Below are 19301 nucleotides of genomic sequence, written 5' to 3' on the forward strand. Positions count from 1 at the left end.
AAATTTTGTAACAGTTGCTCTACTGAACGTAGAGTTTTTCAATAGCAATGCCCCGGTCTTCAGCGACTTCGGTTAAGGTACGCAGGGTAGATAAGGCGTTGACTGCGGCTCTAGCGTTGTTGAGTGGGTTGTTTGAGCCAAGTTGTTTAGCCAGAACGTTACGCACTCCAGCTAATTCCAATACTGTGCGGACTGCGCCACCTGCAATTACCCCAGTACCAGGGGCAGCTGGACGCATGATGACTTTAGCACCACCACCCACACCATCAATAGGGTGAGGAATGGAGTTGGATTTAGTGATGGGGATGTCAATTAGGTGTTTTTTGCCATCAGCGACACCTTTTTTCACAGCTCCAATTACATCGGAAGCTTTGCCTACTCCCACACCGACTTGACCACGTTCGTTACCAACGACCACAATGGCGCGGAAGCTGAGTTTTTTACCACCTTTGACCACTTTGCTGACACGGCGAATCTGAATGACGCGTTCTTGCCAGGTGGTTTCTTCTTTTTTTGCGCGGTTAGCTTTACGACGACCAGTTGCCATAATCTATGCTCTCTATTTAGTCATTAGTCATTAGTCATTAGTCATTAGTCAATAGTCAATGCTTTTGACTTTTGACTTGGGACTTTTGACTGGTTAAAAATCTAGACCTGCTTCGCGTGCGGCTTCCGCTAGGGCTTTGATGCGACCATGATATAAGTTACCACCACGGTCAAATACGACTTTGGTGATCCCTTTTTCTAGCGATCGCTGGGCGATTAATTTACCAACTTGGGCTGATGCTTCGCAGTTACCACCTGAAGATAGACTAGCCTTCAATGCTGGTTCTACAGTCGACGCTGCTACTAGCGTATGATGCTGTGTATCATCAATCACCTGAGCATAAATATGCTCATGGGAACGGAATACTGCTAACCGTGGGCGTTCTGGTGAACCTTTAACTTTGCCCCGGATGCGTTTGTGACGACGCTGTTTTGATTCCCTACGAGTAAGTTTCATAGCTTATTTCTTACCTTTACCTCCGGTCTTACCAGCTTTGCGTCTCACCACTTCGCCTGCATAGCGGATACCCTTACCTTTGTAGGGTTCTGGTGGACGAACGGCACGGATTTTAGCTGCTGTATTCCCGACAATTTCTTTGTCATAGCCACTAACAATGACGTTAGTGTTATTTTCTACCGCAAACTGAATGCCTTCTGGTGGTTCAATTTGGACTTGGTGGCTGTAACCCATGTTCAACACTAGGTTGCGCCCTTGCACTTGCGCCCGATAACCCACACCTTGGATTTCTAGGCGGCGTTGAAACCCTTGGGAAACTCCCTCTACCATGTTGGCAACTAAAGTCCGGCTCAAACCGTGCATTTGCCGAGAGGTACGAGAGTCATCCTTACGGGCCACTGTTAAAATTTCTCCCTCTTGAGAGACTATGACGTTGGTGGGTAAATCGCGGGAAAGTTCACCTTTAGGCCCTTTTACGGCGATTTTTGCCCCATCAATGCTTACTTGTACTTTGGCGGGAATAGTAATTGGACGTTTACCAATACGAGACATGACTGTTTGACCTTTGTGATTCGTCGATAGTCTATGGTCTGTCGTCAAAACTATTGACTGTTGACTGTTGACTGTTGACTCTGGAAAACTACCAGACGTAGCAGAGGATTTCACCACCTAAGTTCTGACGACGCGCTTCGCGGTCGGTCATAATACCACTGGATGTGGAAATGATGGCAATACCAATACCACCTAATACCCGTGGTAATTCTTTTCTGTTGGAGTAAACACGCAAACCTGGTTTACTTACCCGTTTGAGTGCAGTAATTAGGGGTTGGCGATTTTTACCTTTGTATTTCAGAGAAATCACTAGGTTACGTTTTATGCCTTCGCCCTCTTCTGCATATTCAGCAATAAAGCCTTCTTCTTGTAGCACTTTAGCAATGCTACGGGTCATTTTCGTAGCAGGCACTTGTGTATTTTTATGCCTTGCCATGTTGGCATTGCGGATGCGCGTCAGCATATCTGCAATTGTGTCGTTAGCCGCCATCGTTCCCTCTTTAGATGAACTTATTGATCGCGAAAGGGCATTCCTAATTCTTTAAGTAAGGCGCGGCCCTCTTCGTCGGTTTTTGCTGTGGTGATAATGGAAATATCTAAACCACGGATTTGATCGATGCTGTCGTACTCGACTTCTGGAAAGATTAGCTGTTCTCTTACGCCGAGAGTATAGTTACCGCGACCGTCAAAGCTTTTGGGGCTAACGCCGCGAAAATCTCTAATTCTGGGTAGTGATAGGCTAATGAGTCGGTCGAGAAAGGCATACATTCTATCGCCTCTGAGAGTTACCATAATCCCAACAGGCATACCCTGACGAATTTTGAAGCCAGCGATCGCTTTTTTTGCTCTGGTGACTACTGGTTTTTGTCCAGTAATGGTCGCAATTTCGCTCAAAGATGCTTCGAGTGCCTTAGCATTTTGCGCTGCTTCCCCTAGACCTCTGTTTACAGTCACTTTCACCACTTTCGGCACTTGATGAATGTTAGTGTACTGAAACTGATTGGTCAGTTTGGGGACAATGGTCTCTTGATATAAGGTTTTGAGTCTTTGTGTCGCCATAGTTTTTTGTCCTGATTTCCCCTGGTCTTGGTCAGGGAAACTTTAATTTCAGATTTTAGATTTGAATCTAAATTTACAATCTAAAATCTCAAGTTGATGAATTCCCTAGCTATCGAGAATTTCACCAGTTTTCTTGAGTTTTCTGACCTTTTTCCCTTCTGCTGTGAAGGTGTAGCAGACACGACTAGCAACGTTTTGCTTGGTGGAATAAAGCATGACGTTAGAGCTGTGAATCGGAGCTTCTTGAGTAGCAATCCGCCCAGATTCCCCTTCTTGCTGGGGCTTGACGTGCTTGGTCTTAATGTTTACGCCTTTGACAATGACTTTACTGAATTCGGGCAGTGCTTTAATCACTTCACCGACTTTGCCTTTGTCTTTACCAGCAATCACTTGTACTGTGTCGCCGGTTTTGACGTGCATTTTGTGGAATTTGGGTTGATCTTTTCGGTTTCCCATTACAGCACCTCTGGAGCTAGAGAAACAATTTTGGTAAAGTTCTTGTCACGTAATTCCCTCGCTACTGGGCCAAATACCCGTGTACCTCTGGGATTACCTTCTTTGTTGATAATGACGGCAGCATTATCATCAAAGCGAATGCTCATACCGCTATCACGATTGATATTGTGGCGGGTGCGAACAATTACAGCTTCGACTACATCGGATTTTTTGACTGCCATGTTAGGAATAGCATCTTTGACAACAGCGATAATTCTGTCGCCCACAAAACCGTAACGTCTGTTACCCGCGCCTAAAACACGAATACACATCAGTTTGCGTGCGCCGCTATTATCTGCCACATTCAGGTAAGTTTGGGGTTGAATCACAATCGGTCTCCCTTATGCACAACTATCAAGTTGTAGCTTTAGTGTTGAGGATTTCTGCCACTTGCCAGCGTTTAGTTTTACTCAGGGGTCTAGTTTCCTGAATTCGCACGCGATCGCCCACTTTGCATTTATTTTCTTCATCGTGGGCTTTGTAACGCCGGGTCTTGACTACAATCTTGCCGTACTTGGGATGGGGAGCGCGGTTTTCAATGGCAACAACTACCGTTTTTTGCATTTTGTCGCTCACTACCAAGCCAACTCGTTCTTTGATTGCCATAATCTCCTACTTTGATTCTTGAGGCGTTTGACTTGCTGCCCGTTTTCTTTCTCCCTCTACTGTGAGTAGTTGGGCGAGGCGGTGACGGGCGTGGCGGAACTGGTGGGGCTTGTCTAATTGTCTGGTGGCTTTTTGCAAGCGCAACTGAAACAGTTGTTTTTTCACCGCAATAATTTCCTCGGCCAGTTTTTCGTCAGTTAGTTCTCTAGCTTCTGAAATTTTGGGAAGAGGCATAACCTACTCCTGCTCCTCGATTTGCGATCGCACAATAAACTTGGTCTTGATGGGTAGCTTGTATGCCGCTAGTCGCATGGCTTCACGCGCTATTTCTTCCGTAACGCCAGCGATTTCAAACAAAATCCGCCCTGGCTTGACTACGGCTACCCAAAACTCTGGATTACCTTTACCTGAACCCATCCGGGTTTCAGCAGGACGCATGGTGACAGGTTTATCTGGGAAAATGCGAATCCAAATTTTACCACCCCGACGGATGTAACGAGTCATTGCCCGACGGGAAGCTTCGATTTGCCGGGAGGTAATCCAAGCTGGTTCTTGCGCTTGCAGAGCAAAGTCTCCAAAGTTGAGGGTGCTACCACGGTGGGATAGACCAGTCATTCGTCCGCGTTGTTGTTTGCGGAATTTAGTTCTTCTAGGACTTAACATGAGTTTTACTAGGGATTAGGGATTAGGGATTGGGGATTAGGGATTAGGGATTGGGTGTGGTTATTTTCCCAGTCACCAGTCACCAGTCACCAGTCCCCTGTTATCCTTCATTGGAACGGTCTTCAAACTGCTGGCGACGACGCTGTTGTTGACGGCGGCGTGGTTCGCGTTCACGGGTTGATGGTTGGGATGGGGCTTCTTCCTGTCCGGGAATGATTTCACCCTTGAAGACCCAAACTTTGATGCCTAAAATTCCGTAAACGGTTTTAGCTGTGCAGTAGGAATAATCAATGTCAGCCCGTAAGGTGTGTAGAGGTACTCTACCTTCGCGAGTCCACTCAGTCCGAGCAATTTCTGCACCGTTGAGACGACCACTGACTTGCACCTTGATGCCTTGAATTCCTGCCCGTTGAGCGCGTTGAATCGCTTGTCTAACTACACGGCGGAAAGAGACACGACGCTCTAGTTGTTGTGCGATGTACTCAGCAATCAAGTAAGCATCAGCATCAACTCTTTGCACTTCTACAACGTTGATGCGAATTTGCCGTTGACCACCTAATAAGTCTTGCAGTCCGGTACGCAATGCTTCAATTCCTTGACCACCACGACCTACAACTACACCTGGGCGCGCAGTCCGCACTTCTAAATCGATTTGGTCGGCTTTACGCTCAATCCGCACCTCGGAAATACCAGCATTGTTTTGAGCATATCTGCCCAATTTTTGGTCTATGTATTTCCGAAGTTTGTGATCTTCTTGTAAAAGTTCAGGATAGCGTTCTGGGTCGGCAAACCAACGCGATTGGTGTTCTTGGGTAATTCCCAGGCGAAAGCCAACTGGATGTATTTTTTGTCCCACAAATGTTTCCTCTAAAATTTCTTACTTTACGCAATTTTTAGTGTTTATTTTAGTTACTTAGCGTTAGCGTCAGCCGCTACAGCTAAGGTAATATGACACGTTGGTTTGCGAATTTGGTAAGCTCTACCTTGCGCTCTAGGTTGGAAACGTTTGAGTACGGGGCCTTGATCAGCGTATGCCTGAGTAATAACTAATTGAGCGCGGTCTAGTCCTGCGTTATGCTCGGCGTTAGCCGCCGCACTTCTCAGGAGTGTCAGCACTGGTTCAGTAGCTCGATAGGGCATAAATTCGAGGATAATCAGTGCCTCTCTATAGGAGCGACCCCGAATTTGATCAAGTACACGACGTACTTTAAAGGGAGACATTCTTATGTAACGGGCGATCGCTTTTACTTCAGTAGTATCAGTAGCCATATGTTTCTCCATTTGTCATTAGTCATTAGTCGTTAGTCATTAGTCATTAGTTTTTACTCTGGACTGTTGACTTTGGACTTGGGACTTTTGACTATCTCCCCGATTTTTTGTCAGTTTTACCATGGCCTCTGTAGGTGCGTGTAGGAGCGAATTCTCCTAACTTATGCCCCACCATTTGGTCACTGATAAATACAGGTACGTGTTGCCGCCCGTTGTGAACTGCGATGGTGTGGCCTACCATTTCCGGCAAAATTGTGGAAGCGCGCGACCAAGTTTTGATTACTTGTTTTTCGTTTTTAGCGTTCAGTTTTTCAATTTTGCTTAACAAATGATCCGCAACAAAAGGACCTTTTTTAAGAGAACGACCCATAGTTGAAAAAGTTTTGAGGTTAAGTTTTGAGGTTAAGTTTTGAGTTGCTTTATGCTTTCTGGCACTCAGCACTCATCACTCAGCACCGATTAAGACTCACGACCACCGCGTCCGCGTTTGGATGATTTACGACGACGGCGAACAATCAATCTGCTGCTAGCTTTCTTGGGTTTACGTGTTTTCGCACCCAAGGTTGGTTTACCCCAAGGAGTTACAGGGCCGGATCTACCGATGGGCGCTCTACCTTCACCACCGCCGTGGGGGTGGTCTACAGGGTTCATGACGCTACCTCTAACTTGCGGACGGCGACCTTTCCAACGAGTTCTACCAGCTTTACCTGCACTCAGGTTTCTCGCGTCGGTGTTCCCAACTTGTCCGATGGTGGCGTAACATTCGCGGCGAATCATCCGAACTTCACCAGAAGGTAACTTCAGGGTGACGTAATTACCTTCTTTAGCCACAACTTGAGCAGTAGCACCGGCTGCACGAACGATTTGACCACCTTTGCCAGCAATCAATTCTACGTTGTGAACGCTAGTACCCAAGGGGATGTTAGCTAGAGGTAAGGCGTTGCCATCTTCAATCGGAGATTCTGGCCCAGCGATGACTTTTGTCCCAACTTTTAAGCCGTTGGGATGCAGAATGTAACGTTTTTCGCCATCTTCATAAGATAGCAGTGCAATCCGGGCGTTCCGGTTGGGATCGTATTCAATAGCAATGACTGTAGCGGGAATACTGCGTTTATCCCGTTTAAAATCAATGATGCGATAAAGTTTTTTGTGTCCGCCACCCCGATGACGGCAGGTTATCCGCCCTTGATTGTTCCGACCTTTGGCACGGTGGATATAGACCGTGAGTGATTTTTCTGGTTCGGTTTTAGTAATTTCCGCGAAGTCCGAGATGGTAACTTGGCGTGTGCTGGGGGTATAAGGGCGATAAGAACGAGTACCCATGATATCTTAGACCTCTGGGAATAGCACTTGTCTGATTTTCTCTACGTCCCCAGGTGCGACAGTAACGATCGCTTTTTTATATTGGGGTTTGAAACCAATGAATTTACCAACACGCTTCTTTCTACGGGGTGGTAATGTGGTGTTCACTTTGACGACTTTTACTTGAAATAAGTCTTCAATTGCTGCTTTAATTTGGGTTTTGTCAGCTTTGGGAACTACTTCAAAGGTGTATTTGTTTTGTTCCATCAGAATTGTCGCTTTTTCGGTGACGATGGGGCGACGGATTAAATCAGGAAGGTTACGGGTCTCAAATCTAGCCATTGTAGACCTCCTGAATCTTATCTAAAGCTGATGTTGTAATGATAATTTTGTCAGCGTGGAGCAAGTCGAAAACATTTAATTGATCAGCAGCAAGTAACTTGAGATTCTCGATATTGCGGGCTGATAAATACACGTTTTCAGGAAACTCGGACAAAATTAATAATGTCTTATTTTCTGGTGCTGCTCCCCAACGGACTAAAGCTGCTACCAAATCTTTAGTTTTCGGACGGGATAGCTCGTTATTAAATTCTTCTACTACAATCAAGTCCTCTAGACGGTTGACTAGGGCTGTACGTAGTGCTAACCGCCGTTCTTTGCGGTTCATCTTGATGCTAAAATCTCTGGGTTTTGGCCCGAAGATGACACCACCACCCCGCCATAAGGGAGAACGAATAGAACCTGCACGAGCGCGACCTGTACCTTTTTGCCGCCAAGGTTTGCGTCCACCACCCCGCACTTCTGAACGAGTTTTGGTGCTAGCATTTCCCTGCCGAGCGTTATTCAGTTGGCGTACCAGGGCGCGGTGGACGATGTGAGTCGCCGTTTCTGGTTTGGCGGAGCGCAGGTCGAACGCTTTTTGCCCGACTTCCTCCCCTTGCCAATTTTTAATTACACTTTCAACCATTTTTGTGTCCTTATTTCAGTTAACAGTTAACAGCTAACAGTTAACACTCAGCACTACTTGCCAACTAGCTTGGCTGGCACAATACTCAGCAATGACCCTGGTTTGCCAGGCACAGCTCCTTTAATGAGCAGTAAATTGCGATCACTGTCAACTCTGACTACGGTCAATTTTTTGATGGTGACGCGGCTACCACCTAAACGTCCTGCCATCCGCTTACCAGGATAAACACGACCAGGGGTTGTACCTGCACCAATTGAACCGGGCGCTCTATGGTTTTTAGAACCGTGGGACATTGGCCCGCGACCAAAGTTATTCCGTTTTTGGTTGCCTGCAAAGCCGCGACCGATACTTGTACCGCAAACGTCTACGATTTGACCTGCACTAAAAATATCTGCTTTAATCTCTTGGCCTAAAGAATAATCATTAGGGCTATCTGTGTGATACTCTCTCAGATGCCGTAATGCAGGAGCTTCGGATTTCTTCAAATGACCCAATACGGGCTTATTCAGTGCTTTTTCTTTAACTTGTTTGAAACCAACTTGGATCGCTGAGTATCCATCGGTTGGGCTTGTTTTTATTTGGGTAACTACGCATGGCCCGGCTTGGACGACTGTTACAGGAATTGCAACTCCTGCTTCGTCAAAGATTTGGGTCATGCCCAGTTTTGTGCCGAGAATGCCTACAGACACGGTAACTGGTTCTCCTTTCTACTTGCTGACCTTGAAATCGGGTTTTTGAACACAAACTCTCATGAACACCGACGAAGACGGACGAGCCTTTATTATCGAAAGCATTTTTGTCTGCTAACGATGGTGTCGGAAACAACAAGTTGTGTTGTTACTGTTTGGTGATGTTATTTAATTCACTCTTTTGTTCACCAGAACAGTCACAATTACCTTCTTTGTAAGAAGGAATAACTTCTGGTATCAAGGCAATGCTATATAGCTTTGCTCTTTGTGCAGCAACGCTTTCGTCCTAGCGTTTGCTTAGGCACTTTCTGGAGGCAATTGCCATTTGCGGGTCTCCCGATTGGGCAACTGCCGCGTCTCAGTGGGACTTAAGCAGTTTTTACCGCTCAGTATCCGTTGAACCGAGGCTTTAATGTAATGTCATCCAGCTAACATCACTACTCAGCTTTTCTGCACTGAATCAATCAAACCTGGAGTGTCAGGTGTTGATTGCTTTTCTGACTACAGGAGTGGGTGTAGCCTGGTGATGAGGGTGGCCTTTTGATTTCGGCTGCTACCCTGAACTTGACCTAAAAGCTTTATAAGTTTACCAGCTTTTGAACTGTTTCAGCCTGGATGTTTTCCTGGTGAAGATTTCCGTTAACTTTAATGTTAGCGATCGCCCAAAATGGTGATTACATGGTATCTTAATTTGCGAAATTGGTCACAATCTAATACTATAAGCTATTGACCACTCTTTGTCAAAAATTTATTTTTGGCATTGGGCATTGGGCATTGAAATAAAATCTACCTTCCCCTGCTCCCCCTGCTCTCTTCTCCCAGTCCCCAATCCCCAGTCACCAATCCCCAACCTTTCCTGATAAAATTGAGTTTAGCTTATCTAATCCATAAGCTTTGTGATCTCACTTGATCGAACACTTCAAGGTCAATAATAGAGATATCAAAGTGGGATAGGACAATAATCCGAAAAATCTATGGCACTAATTACCACTGGCAACGGTTTCATCCGCAATCTGGAAAAATTGGGTTCGTTAGGTGTTTACACACCCTTGGAAGGGGGTTTTGAAGGTCGGTATCGTCGTCGTCTGCGTGCTGCTGGCTATACGACTCTAGTATTGACTGCTAGAGGATTAGGTGATGTGGCTGCTTATCTGACAGGGGTTCACGGTGTCAGACCTCCCCATTTGGGTAAAAAAAGCACAGGTAGCGGTGCAGCAGTAGGTAATGTTTATTATCTGCCACCTGTTGTTAACTACCAACTAGAACAACTACCACCTAAATCTAAGGGTTTGGTGTTGTGGATTATTGAAGGAAATATCCTTTCTGATCAGGAAGTAGAATTTCTGACCAATCTACCTAGTTTAGAACCAAAAGTGAAAGTAGTTGTGGAAAGAGGCGGCGATCGCTCCTTCCGTTGGCGACCCCTCAAGGATACTTTCTCGGCTAGTTATCAAGCAGGATAGAGGAAGCAGGGGTGCAAGGGTGCAGGGGTGCAGGGAGAGAAAATACAATTATCTACCTCTTGTTCCCTGTTCCCCGTTCCCTCAATATTTAAAAGCTAACTAAGTAAATTAAATCAAATTGACGTTCCAGGGTTATACGGCAAGTATTATTTTGATTTTCTAGGATTTCATACTCTAAGTTGCCTGTAATTTGTGTTACTGGTCGCTTTAATGGCTTTTCAAACTGATACCATTCGCGGTTACTCCATTCAAAAATAGCTGCATCTATATTGTTTTGCAGTTCTGAGGCTAGTAGTAATAACTCCAATCTATTTTGAGGGTTGCCTAAGATAACAAACTGCAAAGCAATTGACTGGTTAATAACTGGTCTGGGTTCATTGGCTGCGGAGGTGTTGCAATTACCAAACCGGAGATCATAAGGCTGTAGCTGCAAATTTTCTGTTTGTGACCAGGTTTGGGCAATTTCCTGCAAGCGTTGATATAAATACGGTAGTAGCCCTAATTTGCCATCAGTTAACAACTGACGAATGTTGGAAACTTTAGTCATGACTGGATTTGATTCCACGATATCCAGTCAGATTAGCGTTTTGTGGAGATGACAAATCAGAAACTTTGAAAAACTTTGTTTGTGGTTAGTCTTGTTGGTGAGCGAATTTATAACCACCCCAGAAGGCAATGGCGATCGCGATCGCTAGTAATATTGGTATGCTGTACCAGGGAAACTGAGATAAAGGTAAATTAGCAGCTGCCCGTAGTCCAGTGCTGGCATAGGTTAAAGGGAACAGGTAAACAACTACTTTCAAGGCAGTCGGTAATGTAGCAGGATCAAAGAAAGTCGCTCCTAAGAATGACATGGGAGCTATCACGAAGTTATTGTAAAGTCCCACTGATTCGAGTGATTTTACTGATAACCCAACAATTACACCCAAACCTGCAAATACTGCACAGTTCAATACCAGTAATAGCAAAAACAACGGATGGAGAAAATGCCAGTTACCTGTAAATAGCAAAGCTATCAGAACCACAGAGCCAGAAGTCATTAACCCCCGCACAATTCCTGCTAGCATTTGACCAAAATACAACGCTAAAGGATGTATAGGAGTCAGTAATAATTCCTCAAAGGTTTTACTAAATAGCCTATCTCCACAAATTGAAAACGTCGTTCCAGCAAAGCTAATAGTCATTGATGATAACGCCACCATTCCCGGCAACATGAATTCTAGATAGTTACTGTAATTACCGCTAATGCCAGAACCTGGTTTAATGGCACTACCTAAACCCAAACCAAAAGCGACAATGTAAATCAGTGGAGAAACTAAACCAGATGCAGCTACTTGCGCGATTCTAACGCGTAAATCTATCCACTCTCCCCAAAAGATAGTCAAACTGTCCGCTAAAATAAGTTGCACTTGCGAAGCTTTGAGCTTACTAACCCAGAATGAGCCTGTTATAGATTTCACTTTATTTGTGTTCAGTCAGGTATCGAATATTTTCGTAAATATTACTTTACATTTTTTCGTTGCTCATTTTAACGGGAAGCTGACAGGTGACAACGGGGAGAAGTTCTGACACGATTTCTAATACCCTGTTTAGTCTCATTCAAAGTTCCAATATTATCTGAAAACTTGCAGGCAAATCTCCTCAATAATCGGCATACTGAAATAGGGAGACACTCCCAAATTTTTCAGGCGTGAAGGTTAATCAGCACAAATGAGACGTAAATCAACTGGTAGAGCGACTACTACATCTAAGCCTTCTAGTTTCCCATCTTCTATGTTTAACTTCACCACTATTGCTATTTTGGCAGGGGTGTTTGTTCTGGGAATTGGGATTGGGATTGCTTTTAGTTCCACAGCTACGTTCACTCCATCTAACGTAGCTTCCCGTGATTTTATTGATACCAAAGCACCGAATCCTGAGATTTGCGTCCAGTATGGAGCAAGTGCAATGGTGATGGATGCTCGATTATTTGTAACTCTCAACCCTTTTAATGTTTATGTTTCTCAACCAAGTATGCGTCCTGGGTGTGTAATTCGTCAAAATAACTGGGCAATTTTAGAACAGCGCAAGCTAGTGAGTTCTGACCAAGTGAGAGAATGTAAAAATCGTCTGAATACATTTGGTTTTACTGGTACTTTAGATGAAAAGCCTGATATTAGATGTATTTATCAAAATGAAGCAGGGCAAAACTTCTTCTTGTCTCAGCCAGGAGCTGTTGAACAAACACAGGAAACAGAAAGATTCTAGGATTGAAAGGAAATAGGGAACAGGGAATGGGTAATAGTTATTAAACCCAGTCCCTATTGTCCATTCCCTAATAATTTTGCTTAGGTATGGGTTGACCAAACTCAATAACCACGGGATTAGTGATGTTAGGCGGGGTTTTGGGTTGAGTGGAAATAGTAGGAGTGGGGAAAGATGGCGAAGAATTTGGTGTGGAAACAGAATTTTTGGAGTTGAGGGGAGGTACAGTCACCAAGGGTTGTTGGGGACTGGCAAATGTTGGGGTTAAGGTACTGGGTAATTGTAAGTAATTATATTGGGTGTATTGTGCTGGGGAAGGGTTTTTAGGTGGATTTTTGGCGTTGCTCAATGGTTGAGAACCACTCATGAAAACAGGACGCAAAACCCAGCGAGTAGGGTTTTGTTTAGAAACGGGTTGTAGTTTAACTTGATTGGGATCTATAACTACGCCGTTGGCTAAATCTAAGACAATACGAGTCATATTGGCGTTTAATTGGGAAACGCGAACACGTTGGACAGCACCAGTAAAATTTTTCTGAGTTGGTATCTGACCTAGTTTAGTTTCAGGAATGTCGATGACTAGGCGTGGCGGTTCAGATAGGTAAAAGTAGTTCGGTGTTTTACCGACGGAAAGATTAATCTCTAACTTACCGGCTTGTGGAGAAAACCGCCAATTGTTCAACTGAGCGACCTGAGCCGCAATTGTACTGGTAGTTGGCAGGATAAATGCAGCAAATAAACTAATGCTAAATAGTTGTTTGCCCCTGTGAAAAAGTTGCTGGGTTGAGATTCCATTAAGCATGATGAATTTATCTATGATGAGGTTACACCATCAGGCAGGGAGAGTTATGAGTGCTGGGTGCTGAGTGCTGAGTACAAATTACTAGCATTTAGCATTTAGCATTTAGCTTTTAGCTCTAGACCTTTGTTTTTTAGGCACTTGTGTAATAAGTTCCTAGAAACTGCCTCACGAATTGCCCATTTTAATGGCTATTTGAGTTTTTGGTTTCTGCCTGGGCTGCTTCAGGTGTAGCATTAAATTCTAAATTTTGCGCGATGGTAGTGATAATTATTTTGCCTTGTAGCTTTTTACCATCTGTGAATCGCATTTGGGCTTGCAGGGTATGGGGTGGAGCAATGTTACAAAGGTTGGTGTGGTAAACTTCGCCGGTTAAGTTTAATTGCTGATGATTTAAGATACCTTTGAGAGAATACTGCTTTTGAATTTGTGTATTAGTTTTGGCTGGTAACAAAGAAGCGTTGACGTAGATTCCTGACTGCTGAATTTCTAAGGTTAAAGGTTGCGATCGCCGACATTCAGGTACATTATCAGTAAAAGTCAGACGATAAACGCCATCAATGACAGGGGAGGCTTGGAGGTGTTTTTCTCCATAAAAAGTAACGCTTTGAAACAAAATCAGAACTGAACCGATAGCAGTAGCATAAAATGTCAGGGATTTAAAATTAAAATGGTTCATAGTTTTTAGCTATTGACAATAGGCTCGTGATGATTCGGTTCAGACAGTGCAGAAGTCAAATGAGAAGAGAGTTGGCTGTAGCGACGGGTAATTAACAGAGAAGAACGACATTGAATTGCCAGTTCATCTGTATATCTTCCCAGGGTTTGACGCTCAATTCCCCAGGCGCGGCTAGTACCAGCGATGGTTAAATCTACGCTTTCTGAGGCTGCAACTACGGCGGCAATGGGGTCGGGTGCATGGATAATTTTAATATTGATGCGATCGCGCACACTGGCTGGTAATCTCTCAATCATGGCGTACAGTTCATAACTCAATTCCTCATGGGCTTGGTTTTCTTTGTGTACCTGTAATACTTGCAATGTACAAGTGTCACGATTGATTAATAGTCTCAATGCTAGTGTCAAAGCCAAATCATCGTGGATATTTGCAGAATAGGGAACTAATAAATTTTCTAATCTCTCTCCACCCCTATCTACAAACACAGCCACATCTACGGGTACAGTGCTGAGAATTTGACCGACTCTACCACCCAAGCGATTATTACTAAAGGCTGGACGATGCCACCCTACTAAAATTAAATCTGCCTGCTCATGTTTGGCAATTTGGGCTGTTTCTCTAGCGACGTTGCTAGATATCTGCACAATGGGATGAACAAAAGGCTGTGTTGGTGGTTCGAGGGTAACAATCAACTCTTCTAACTGCTGACGACGTTGCAGAATTAATCTGTCTGCTTCATCGGGCGTATTTTCAAAACCGTAATCTTCTTCTAATTCAATTAAACTGAGGGGATTGACTACAGCAGGTTGGCGAAAATTGAGTCCTAGTGTGACAGCAAGTTGTAATAAGCCTTTTTGGGTGCTGGGATTGGCAACTGGGACTAAAATCCGGTAGGGACGTAGGTAAGCATCATGGGAAATGGTAGTGTTGAGATTGTCCTCTGTGATTGGTTCTGGTTCGACTACATCTAATTTGATGAGTTTTTTGGGATAAGCCCACTCTAGTAAGGGCGAAGTCATGAAGGTGGTAACTAAAGCCATAATTACCAGCATAGTAAACAGTAAGGGAGAAATTACCCCCAATTCCAAACCAATATTCAGGACGATTAACTCGGTTAAACCGCGAGTATTCATTAACCAACCCAAGGCAGATGCTTCTCGTTTGTTGATTCCACTAAAACGGGCGGCGATATATGTACCAATATACTTGCCAGCGATCGCCACTAAAACCACAACTGCACACAATAACCAGAGTTCGGGACGGTTCAATAAACCAATCTGCGTCCGTAAGCCACTGTAGGCAAAAAATATTGGCAAGAGAAAAATCAGGACGAAATCTTCAGTTTTAATGGCTAATTCCCGCACTAAGTCTGCATTCTTGGGCATAGCTGCACCCAATAAAAATGCCCCAAAGATTAAATGAATCCCAATTAATTCAGTAAGCAGTGCTGAGGCGACGACGGCGACATAAATACCCGCCAATACCAGTTGACTCAAACGCCCGGCGCGGTGGTAATGGGCTGCAAGACGTTGCAAAAACCAGCGTCCTACCGTCACCATCAAGGCAATATAAATGAAACTTTCCAAAATTGTTGGCAATGCACCTATGATGTTACCAGTTCTAGCTACAGCGATCGCTACTGCCAGTAAACACCAAGCTGTAACATCGTCTACCGCCGCACAAGTTAACGCCAGTGTTCCTAAACGCGTTCCTTGCAAGTTATTTTCTGTAATAATCCGCGCCAATACAGGAAAGGCTGTAATTGACATTGCCGCACCTAAAAATAGAGCAAAGGCAGTAAAAGAAACACTAGCATTAGAAACTAGAGGATACAAAAGTAACGATAATAATGTGCCGAGAGAAAAAGGGACTAAAATACTGACATGAGAAGTTAAAACTGCCACTTCTAACTGTCCACTGAGATATTTAGGATTGAGTTCCAACCCAATCAAAAACATGAAAAATATTAGTCCCACCTGAGATAAAACGTTCAAAAAAGGTAGAGTTTCTGGCGGAAACAAAGTAGCTGATAATTGGGGAGCAAGTAAACCCAATAATGAGGGTCCGAGCATAATCCCAGCCACAATCTCACCAATTACTAAAGGTTGTTTAATTGATTTGAATAGTAATCCTACTAATCGAGATAGACAAATGACAATTAACACTTCAACCAGAACGAGAATTACTGTGTGCATAGTTTCCTCAAGAGACACTACCTGGTTTCCCTAAGATGATTCTGCAAGTGAGTCATAATGTCAAGCTTAGTAGTTAATTTATGATGCTTTGCGCTGGAGTTTAATGTTAATTGTTGTAAACTTGTTATCAGTAGTTAATAAGCACACAAGAATACACTTTAGTGGTTTTAATAACTGGCTACTATGAGAGTGGATGTAGTTTTTTCAATTTAAAAAACCAAAATCCCCGATTTCGGAAAAAGTTGGGGATTTTGTTATTGCTATTATTGGTGTGAATCTAACGTAAATTGAGCTAAAGCGGAACCCGCAGGTTAGATGCAAAAAATCACTGGTTAACAATGTGAAAAAGGCTTAATTCATCCCACATTGATGTAACAACCATTAGTAAGGTGTACCGTCTTTGTGGGTAAATTTCCACTTACCATTTTCTAGCACGGCTATGAGGTCATCATCGGGATAACTTCCTTCATCTCCTGGTGTTCTGTCCCCAATTTCCAAGTAAACAACATCCTCAGATGTTTCGTTGATCAGATGATGACTATTCCCAGTACCAGCTTTAAACCCAGCACACATACCGGGAGAAAGTTGTGTACGACCTTCATCAGTGTATAGCGTGGGATACCCTTGGAGTATATACACAAATTCATCTTGCTTGGTGTGAGCGTGACGTAGGGCTGAGATGGCGCGGGGAGCTAATCTTGTTAAATTAACACCAAAGTTTTTCAAGCCAAATAAGTCGCCAAGGGGGTGTTTTTCCCTACCTACCATGCGTGATGCAAACGGTTCGGGATAATTGGAAGCCTTGGTTCTAGCTGGTGCTTCTGAAGCTGAAATCGCAATTAATTTTTCTGACATAAATTAAATGTTTACAGCCATTGTCCACCTCGAAATCGCGAACGAGGAAACAAAATTCGCATGATGCTTTGGGATGCAATAAAAACAGATAGCCAGACGACACTGTAATGTAATAAAAAAGTGTCTATGGGAATGAATTCTTTAGGGACAGGAACTGGTAAAAAACCAAAGATTTTAACTCCACAGCCAACAAAGATTAATTCCCAAATACCAGCCAGGAGTTGATAAGCAGCAGGCCAGTCTCTATCCCATCGAAACTTTTGTAAAAAGTTATAGATTATGTCCCACACTAAACCAAAGACGGCGACATAACCAAGTACCCAAAAATAGATAGCACCCGTAGCATTAGGGTTAACTATACCAAATACAAAAGGTAAAGATACTATTACACCGACGGTAGCCAGTAGTAATAACCGAGTTTGCCAACGACCTAAAAGAGTAGGAGTCATAGTAGATAGTCAATAGTCAATAGTCAATAGTTATTAGTCAATAGTCAATAGTTATTAGTCATTAGTCATTAGTCATTAGTTATTAAGAATTCTTCCTCCTTGTCTACCTTGTCTACCTCATCCCCCCAAGTTCCCACGCCCTAATCTACCAGTTGATACTGAGGTTGGGTGTGATAAGTTGCTAAGGCTTCCCAATTTATAACTTCTTCTAGCAAAGTTTGATAACCTAAAGTGTTGGGATGGAGTCCGTCTAAACTTAAACGCTGATTGCGCCAAGTTTCTGTGTGTGCCATCCAGTGATCAAAAATGTCTAAATAGGGAATTTGTCTTTGGTGACAGGCTAGGCGTGTGGCTTCTTTGTAACGATATTGATCAGCATGATTATAGTAAAAACAGTCTAGAAAGGGCATCTTTGCTTCATTGACGGGAATCATACCTACAAATAGTACCGGACACAGTTGCTGTGCTTGATCTAGTAGGGCAGCGATTTGTGATTCAAATATATTAAATTCTGTATAATGTTTGCCGTCAGGACGGCCGAGACGGGGACAATCGTTAACTCCTACGGAGAGGATAATTAAATCGGGGACGCGATTTCGCAGTTCGCCACGATGACGAAATTCTACTTCTAATCTTTGTGCTACTTGCTGGGTGCGATCGCCTCTTACGCCCAAATTATACAGGACATGACCAGAACTTTCGGGTAACATCCACAAACGCCGTAATTGCTCTACCCAGCCACCGTTTTTGGGGTCGCCAAAGCCATATACTAAACTATCCCCCAGTGCGACAATCTTCAAAGGCTGACATTGATTTGGTGATAAAGACAGCTGCATTGAGGAAGGAACTGGTAATGTTTGCATTTTAAAAAGGCAGTTATTTTATATTTTTACAAGATTCTATACATTTCTACACTATTAAACAGTATATTTTTGTATTTTTTGCGATCGCCTTTCAACTTTCTAGGGCGTGAAGGTTAGTTAAATACGGCAATCGTGTATCTTTCTGTGGCCAATTCCGCTTGAGGAAACGCAGTAAAAAAGGTAATGAGATGCACATTAATAAAACTCCTACCCACCAACCAGAACGCAATTGTTCTAGAGAGTTAACAGCTGATGTAGTCATAGTTTCGGCTTGACCAGATAAAAATCCCATTCCTGATGCAATCAAATTATTAAAGGCATGACAGACAATGGGTACGATGAGCGATCGCGTTTTGATGTACAAAACTCCCATAACCAGACCAAACACCGTTAATCCTACGAAGTTAGCGTGTAAAAATCCAAACAAGACGGAAGAAACCACCAAAGCGGAACGAATCCCCCATTTAACAGCCCAACGTTGCAGAATAAACCCCCGAAAAAGGAATTCTTCGGTGATTGGGGCTACAACTACATAAACTATAATTCCTAGCAAATTTTGAAATAGGGGTGCAGAAATATCTGGGCCGGGATCATTTGCAGCTTGACGCAGCACGCTTTCAATAAAAGTAGGTGCTACAAATGATATGACGGAAAATGATACCAGATAGGCACTGATAGAAAAAATAATCATCAACAAAACCAAGCCTAGTGCTGATAACCATTTGTAATTTCTAGGAATATTCCCGATTAAGCATTTGAGATTCACACCCGCACGGACAAAATCTACCCATGTCCACAGAGACAGTGAAATAACTATAACCACATAGAGAACTAGTGTTAAAGCTTGACTATCAAATTTTTCTCTAGTAGCTTCCTGTACTATGCCTTGTACGAATCCAATAGCAAAAGATATAACTACAAACTGCCAAAATAGGTAACGAACCTTCAGTTTGTAGAAAGGATTATCTGGAGTTTGATTCATTGTGGGGATTGGGGATAAAGGCAAAAGGTAAAAGGCAAAAGGCAAAAGTAAAAAGAAAGGAAAAGATTCTTTTGCCTTTTTACTTTTCTTGGGACTGGGGAAAAGGAGACAAGGTAGACAAGGTAGGAAATGAGAACAACTGTTCCCTGTTCCCTGTTCCCCGTTCC

General features: G+C 43.5%; 28 protein-coding genes. 2 read left to right on the plus strand and 26 right to left on the minus strand.

All coding sequences use genetic code 11. The features are described 5' to 3' along the window. Positions 1–19: 19 nt before the first annotated feature. The 17 genes from rpsE to rplC form a co-directional block, all read right to left on the minus strand. Entirely contained in the window at positions 20–547 is a 528-nt protein-coding gene (rpsE, locus tag ACQFX9_RS07875; RefSeq protein WP_427161469.1) for a 30S ribosomal protein S5, read from the minus strand. A gap of 93 nt (positions 548–640) precedes the next feature. Beyond that, positions 641–1003, minus strand: coding sequence for a 50S ribosomal protein L18 (gene rplR / locus ACQFX9_RS07880; RefSeq protein ID WP_103140474.1), 363 nt, complete (start codon positions 1001–1003; stop codon positions 641–643). Between the two features lie 3 nt (positions 1004–1006). Next, positions 1007–1555, minus strand: coding sequence for a 50S ribosomal protein L6 (rplF, locus tag ACQFX9_RS07885; RefSeq protein WP_427162831.1), 549 nt, complete (start codon positions 1553–1555; stop codon positions 1007–1009). 88 nt (positions 1556–1643) lie between these two features. Further along, on the minus strand, positions 1644–2045 hold the full coding sequence (rpsH, locus tag ACQFX9_RS07890) for a 30S ribosomal protein S8 (protein WP_103140476.1): 402 nt from the start codon (positions 2043–2045) through the stop codon (positions 1644–1646). A 20-nt stretch (positions 2046–2065) separates the two neighbouring features. Next, positions 2066–2614, minus strand: coding sequence for a 50S ribosomal protein L5 (gene rplE, locus ACQFX9_RS07895; RefSeq protein ID WP_427161470.1), 549 nt, complete (start codon positions 2612–2614; stop codon positions 2066–2068). A 105-nt stretch (positions 2615–2719) separates the two neighbouring features. Beyond that, the gene (rplX, locus tag ACQFX9_RS07900; RefSeq protein ID WP_427161471.1) at positions 2720–3070 is read right to left on the minus strand and encodes a 50S ribosomal protein L24; all 351 of its coding nucleotides are present in this window, start codon (positions 3068–3070) and stop codon (positions 2720–2722) included. After that, entirely contained in the window at positions 3070–3438 is a 369-nt protein-coding gene (gene rplN, locus ACQFX9_RS07905) for a 50S ribosomal protein L14 (protein ID WP_103140479.1), read from the minus strand. Before rplN ends, rplX begins: the two co-directional genes overlap by 1 nt. A 25-nt stretch (positions 3439–3463) precedes the next feature. Next, complete coding sequence (gene rpsQ / locus ACQFX9_RS07910; protein WP_103140480.1) at positions 3464–3715, minus strand: 30S ribosomal protein S17; 252 nt, start codon at positions 3713–3715, stop codon at positions 3464–3466. Positions 3716–3721: 6 nt separating this feature from the next. Continuing rightward, positions 3722–3949 carry a 50S ribosomal protein L29 gene (gene rpmC / locus ACQFX9_RS07915; RefSeq protein WP_427161472.1) on the minus strand — a complete coding sequence of 76 codons (228 nt, stop codon included), beginning with the start codon at positions 3947–3949 and terminating at the stop codon, positions 3722–3724. A gap of 3 nt (positions 3950–3952) precedes the next feature. Next, a complete protein-coding gene (gene rplP, locus ACQFX9_RS07920; RefSeq protein WP_427161473.1) occupies positions 3953–4378 on the minus strand; it encodes a 50S ribosomal protein L16 in 426 nt (141 codons plus the stop codon). Positions 4379–4478: 100 nt separating this feature from the next. Continuing rightward, complete coding sequence (gene rpsC / locus ACQFX9_RS07925) at positions 4479–5234, minus strand: 30S ribosomal protein S3 (RefSeq protein ID WP_103140483.1); 756 nt, start codon at positions 5232–5234, stop codon at positions 4479–4481. A 53-nt stretch (positions 5235–5287) separates the two neighbouring features. Continuing rightward, complete coding sequence (rplV, locus tag ACQFX9_RS07930) at positions 5288–5647, minus strand: 50S ribosomal protein L22 (protein ID WP_103140484.1); 360 nt, start codon at positions 5645–5647, stop codon at positions 5288–5290. A gap of 91 nt (positions 5648–5738) precedes the next feature. Then, on the minus strand, positions 5739–6017 hold the full coding sequence (gene rpsS, locus ACQFX9_RS07935) for a 30S ribosomal protein S19 (protein ID WP_103140485.1): 279 nt from the start codon (positions 6015–6017) through the stop codon (positions 5739–5741). An 89-nt stretch (positions 6018–6106) separates the two neighbouring features. Then, positions 6107–6970, minus strand: a complete 864-nt coding sequence (gene rplB, locus ACQFX9_RS07940) for a 50S ribosomal protein L2 (protein ID WP_427161474.1) — start codon at positions 6968–6970, stop codon at positions 6107–6109. Positions 6971–6976: 6 nt separating this feature from the next. Next, positions 6977–7291, minus strand: coding sequence for a 50S ribosomal protein L23 (locus tag ACQFX9_RS07945; protein WP_103140487.1), 315 nt, complete (start codon positions 7289–7291; stop codon positions 6977–6979). Further along, complete coding sequence (rplD, locus tag ACQFX9_RS07950; RefSeq protein ID WP_427161475.1) at positions 7284–7916, minus strand: 50S ribosomal protein L4; 633 nt, start codon at positions 7914–7916, stop codon at positions 7284–7286. Before rplD ends, ACQFX9_RS07945 begins: the two co-directional genes overlap by 8 nt. Positions 7917–7969: 53 nt before the next feature. Next, on the minus strand, positions 7970–8605 hold the full coding sequence (gene rplC / locus ACQFX9_RS07955; protein WP_427161476.1) for a 50S ribosomal protein L3: 636 nt from the start codon (positions 8603–8605) through the stop codon (positions 7970–7972). A 974-nt stretch (positions 8606–9579) separates the two neighbouring features. On the opposite strand from rplC, the gene ACQFX9_RS07960 reads away from it, so the two are divergent. Then, positions 9580–10068: an NAD(P)H-quinone oxidoreductase subunit N gene (locus ACQFX9_RS07960; protein WP_427161477.1), complete on the plus strand. Its 489-nt coding sequence runs from the start codon at positions 9580–9582 to the stop codon at positions 10066–10068. Positions 10069–10156: 88 nt separating this feature from the next. Here the strand turns inward: ACQFX9_RS07960 and ACQFX9_RS07965 are convergent, their stop codons facing one another. Both ACQFX9_RS07965 and ACQFX9_RS07970 read right to left on the minus strand, forming a co-directional pair. Continuing rightward, entirely contained in the window at positions 10157–10615 is a 459-nt protein-coding gene (locus tag ACQFX9_RS07965; protein ID WP_427161478.1) for a hypothetical protein, read from the minus strand. 85 nt (positions 10616–10700) lie between these two features. Continuing rightward, positions 10701–11519, minus strand: a complete 819-nt coding sequence (locus ACQFX9_RS07970) for an ABC transporter permease (RefSeq protein ID WP_427162832.1) — start codon at positions 11517–11519, stop codon at positions 10701–10703. Positions 11520–11778: 259 nt separating this feature from the next. On the opposite strand from ACQFX9_RS07970, the gene ACQFX9_RS07975 reads away from it, so the two are divergent. Next, positions 11779–12315 carry a DUF3172 domain-containing protein gene (locus ACQFX9_RS07975; protein WP_427161479.1) on the plus strand — a complete coding sequence of 179 codons (537 nt, stop codon included), beginning with the start codon at positions 11779–11781 and terminating at the stop codon, positions 12313–12315. Between the two features lie 67 nt (positions 12316–12382). Here ACQFX9_RS07975 and ACQFX9_RS07980 read toward each other — a convergent pair whose 3' ends face one another. The 7 genes from ACQFX9_RS07980 to ACQFX9_RS08010 all read right to left on the minus strand — a co-directional run bounded on the left by ACQFX9_RS07980 (position 12383) and on the right by ACQFX9_RS08010 (position 19134). Continuing rightward, on the minus strand, positions 12383–13114 hold the full coding sequence (locus ACQFX9_RS07980) for an AMIN domain-containing protein (protein WP_427161480.1): 732 nt from the start codon (positions 13112–13114) through the stop codon (positions 12383–12385). A 181-nt stretch (positions 13115–13295) separates the two neighbouring features. Next, positions 13296–13790, minus strand: coding sequence for a hypothetical protein (locus ACQFX9_RS07985; RefSeq protein WP_427161481.1), 495 nt, complete (start codon positions 13788–13790; stop codon positions 13296–13298). A 5-nt stretch (positions 13791–13795) separates the two neighbouring features. Continuing rightward, a complete protein-coding gene (locus ACQFX9_RS07990; protein WP_427161482.1) occupies positions 13796–15985 on the minus strand; it encodes a cation:proton antiporter in 2190 nt (729 codons plus the stop codon). Positions 15986–16366: 381 nt separating this feature from the next. After that, the gene (locus ACQFX9_RS07995) at positions 16367–16840 is read right to left on the minus strand and encodes a cupin domain-containing protein (protein WP_427161483.1); all 474 of its coding nucleotides are present in this window, start codon (positions 16838–16840) and stop codon (positions 16367–16369) included. Between the two features lie 11 nt (positions 16841–16851). After that, a complete protein-coding gene (locus tag ACQFX9_RS08000) occupies positions 16852–17289 on the minus strand; it encodes a hypothetical protein (protein WP_427161484.1) in 438 nt (145 codons plus the stop codon). A gap of 140 nt (positions 17290–17429) precedes the next feature. After that, entirely contained in the window at positions 17430–18152 is a 723-nt protein-coding gene (locus tag ACQFX9_RS08005; RefSeq protein WP_427161485.1) for a GDSL-type esterase/lipase family protein, read from the minus strand. Between the two features lie 91 nt (positions 18153–18243). Further along, on the minus strand, positions 18244–19134 hold the full coding sequence (locus tag ACQFX9_RS08010) for a CPBP family intramembrane glutamic endopeptidase (protein WP_427161486.1): 891 nt from the start codon (positions 19132–19134) through the stop codon (positions 18244–18246). Positions 19135–19301: the final 167 nt, after the last annotated feature.

The organism is Aliinostoc sp. HNIBRCY26 (assembly GCF_050235535.1).
GTDB lineage: Bacteria > Cyanobacteriota > Cyanobacteriia > Cyanobacteriales > Nostocaceae > Trichormus.

Excerpts from the sequence above, each read along its gene's own strand:
- rpsE (WP_427161469.1), bottom strand. The coding sequence starts at position 547 with ATGGCAACTGGTCGTCGTAAAGCTAACCGCGCAAAAAAAGAAGAAACC.
- rplR (WP_103140474.1), bottom strand. The coding sequence starts at position 1,003 with ATGAAACTTACTCGTAGGGAATCAAAACAGCGTCGTCACAAACGCATC.
- rplF (WP_427162831.1), bottom strand. The coding sequence starts at position 1,555 with ATGTCTCGTATTGGTAAACGTCCAATTACTATTCCCGCCAAAGTACAA.
- rpsH (WP_103140476.1), bottom strand. The coding sequence starts at position 2,045 with ATGGCGGCTAACGACACAATTGCAGATATGCTGACGCGCATCCGCAAT.
- rplE (WP_427161470.1), bottom strand. The coding sequence starts at position 2,614 with ATGGCGACACAAAGACTCAAAACCTTATATCAAGAGACCATTGTCCCC.
- rplX (WP_427161471.1), bottom strand. The coding sequence starts at position 3,070 with ATGGGAAACCGAAAAGATCAACCCAAATTCCACAAAATGCACGTCAAA.
- rpsQ (WP_103140480.1), bottom strand. The coding sequence starts at position 3,715 with ATGGCAATCAAAGAACGAGTTGGCTTGGTAGTGAGCGACAAAATGCAA.
- rpmC (WP_427161472.1), bottom strand. The coding sequence starts at position 3,949 with ATGCCTCTTCCCAAAATTTCAGAAGCTAGAGAACTAACTGACGAAAAA.
- rplP (WP_427161473.1), bottom strand. The coding sequence starts at position 4,378 with ATGTTAAGTCCTAGAAGAACTAAATTCCGCAAACAACAACGCGGACGA.
- rplV (WP_103140484.1), bottom strand. The coding sequence starts at position 5,647 with ATGGCTACTGATACTACTGAAGTAAAAGCGATCGCCCGTTACATAAGA.
- rpsS (WP_103140485.1), bottom strand. The coding sequence starts at position 6,017 with ATGGGTCGTTCTCTTAAAAAAGGTCCTTTTGTTGCGGATCATTTGTTA.
- rplB (WP_427161474.1), bottom strand. The coding sequence starts at position 6,970 with ATGGGTACTCGTTCTTATCGCCCTTATACCCCCAGCACACGCCAAGTT.
- ACQFX9_RS07945 (WP_103140487.1), bottom strand. The coding sequence starts at position 7,291 with ATGGCTAGATTTGAGACCCGTAACCTTCCTGATTTAATCCGTCGCCCC.
- rplD (WP_427161475.1), bottom strand. The coding sequence starts at position 7,916 with ATGGTTGAAAGTGTAATTAAAAATTGGCAAGGGGAGGAAGTCGGGCAA.
- ACQFX9_RS07960 (WP_427161477.1), top strand. The coding sequence starts at position 9,580 with ATGGCACTAATTACCACTGGCAACGGTTTCATCCGCAATCTGGAAAAA.
- ACQFX9_RS07965 (WP_427161478.1), bottom strand. The coding sequence starts at position 10,615 with ATGACTAAAGTTTCCAACATTCGTCAGTTGTTAACTGATGGCAAATTA.
- ACQFX9_RS07975 (WP_427161479.1), top strand. The coding sequence starts at position 11,779 with ATGAGACGTAAATCAACTGGTAGAGCGACTACTACATCTAAGCCTTCT.
- ACQFX9_RS07980 (WP_427161480.1), bottom strand. The coding sequence starts at position 13,114 with ATGCTTAATGGAATCTCAACCCAGCAACTTTTTCACAGGGGCAAACAA.
- ACQFX9_RS07985 (WP_427161481.1), bottom strand. The coding sequence starts at position 13,790 with ATGAACCATTTTAATTTTAAATCCCTGACATTTTATGCTACTGCTATC.
- ACQFX9_RS07990 (WP_427161482.1), bottom strand. The coding sequence starts at position 15,985 with ATGCACACAGTAATTCTCGTTCTGGTTGAAGTGTTAATTGTCATTTGT.
- ACQFX9_RS07995 (WP_427161483.1), bottom strand. The coding sequence starts at position 16,840 with ATGTCAGAAAAATTAATTGCGATTTCAGCTTCAGAAGCACCAGCTAGA.
- ACQFX9_RS08000 (WP_427161484.1), bottom strand. The coding sequence starts at position 17,289 with ATGACTCCTACTCTTTTAGGTCGTTGGCAAACTCGGTTATTACTACTG.
- ACQFX9_RS08005 (WP_427161485.1), bottom strand. The coding sequence starts at position 18,152 with ATGCAAACATTACCAGTTCCTTCCTCAATGCAGCTGTCTTTATCACCA.
- ACQFX9_RS08010 (WP_427161486.1), bottom strand. The coding sequence starts at position 19,134 with ATGAATCAAACTCCAGATAATCCTTTCTACAAACTGAAGGTTCGTTAC.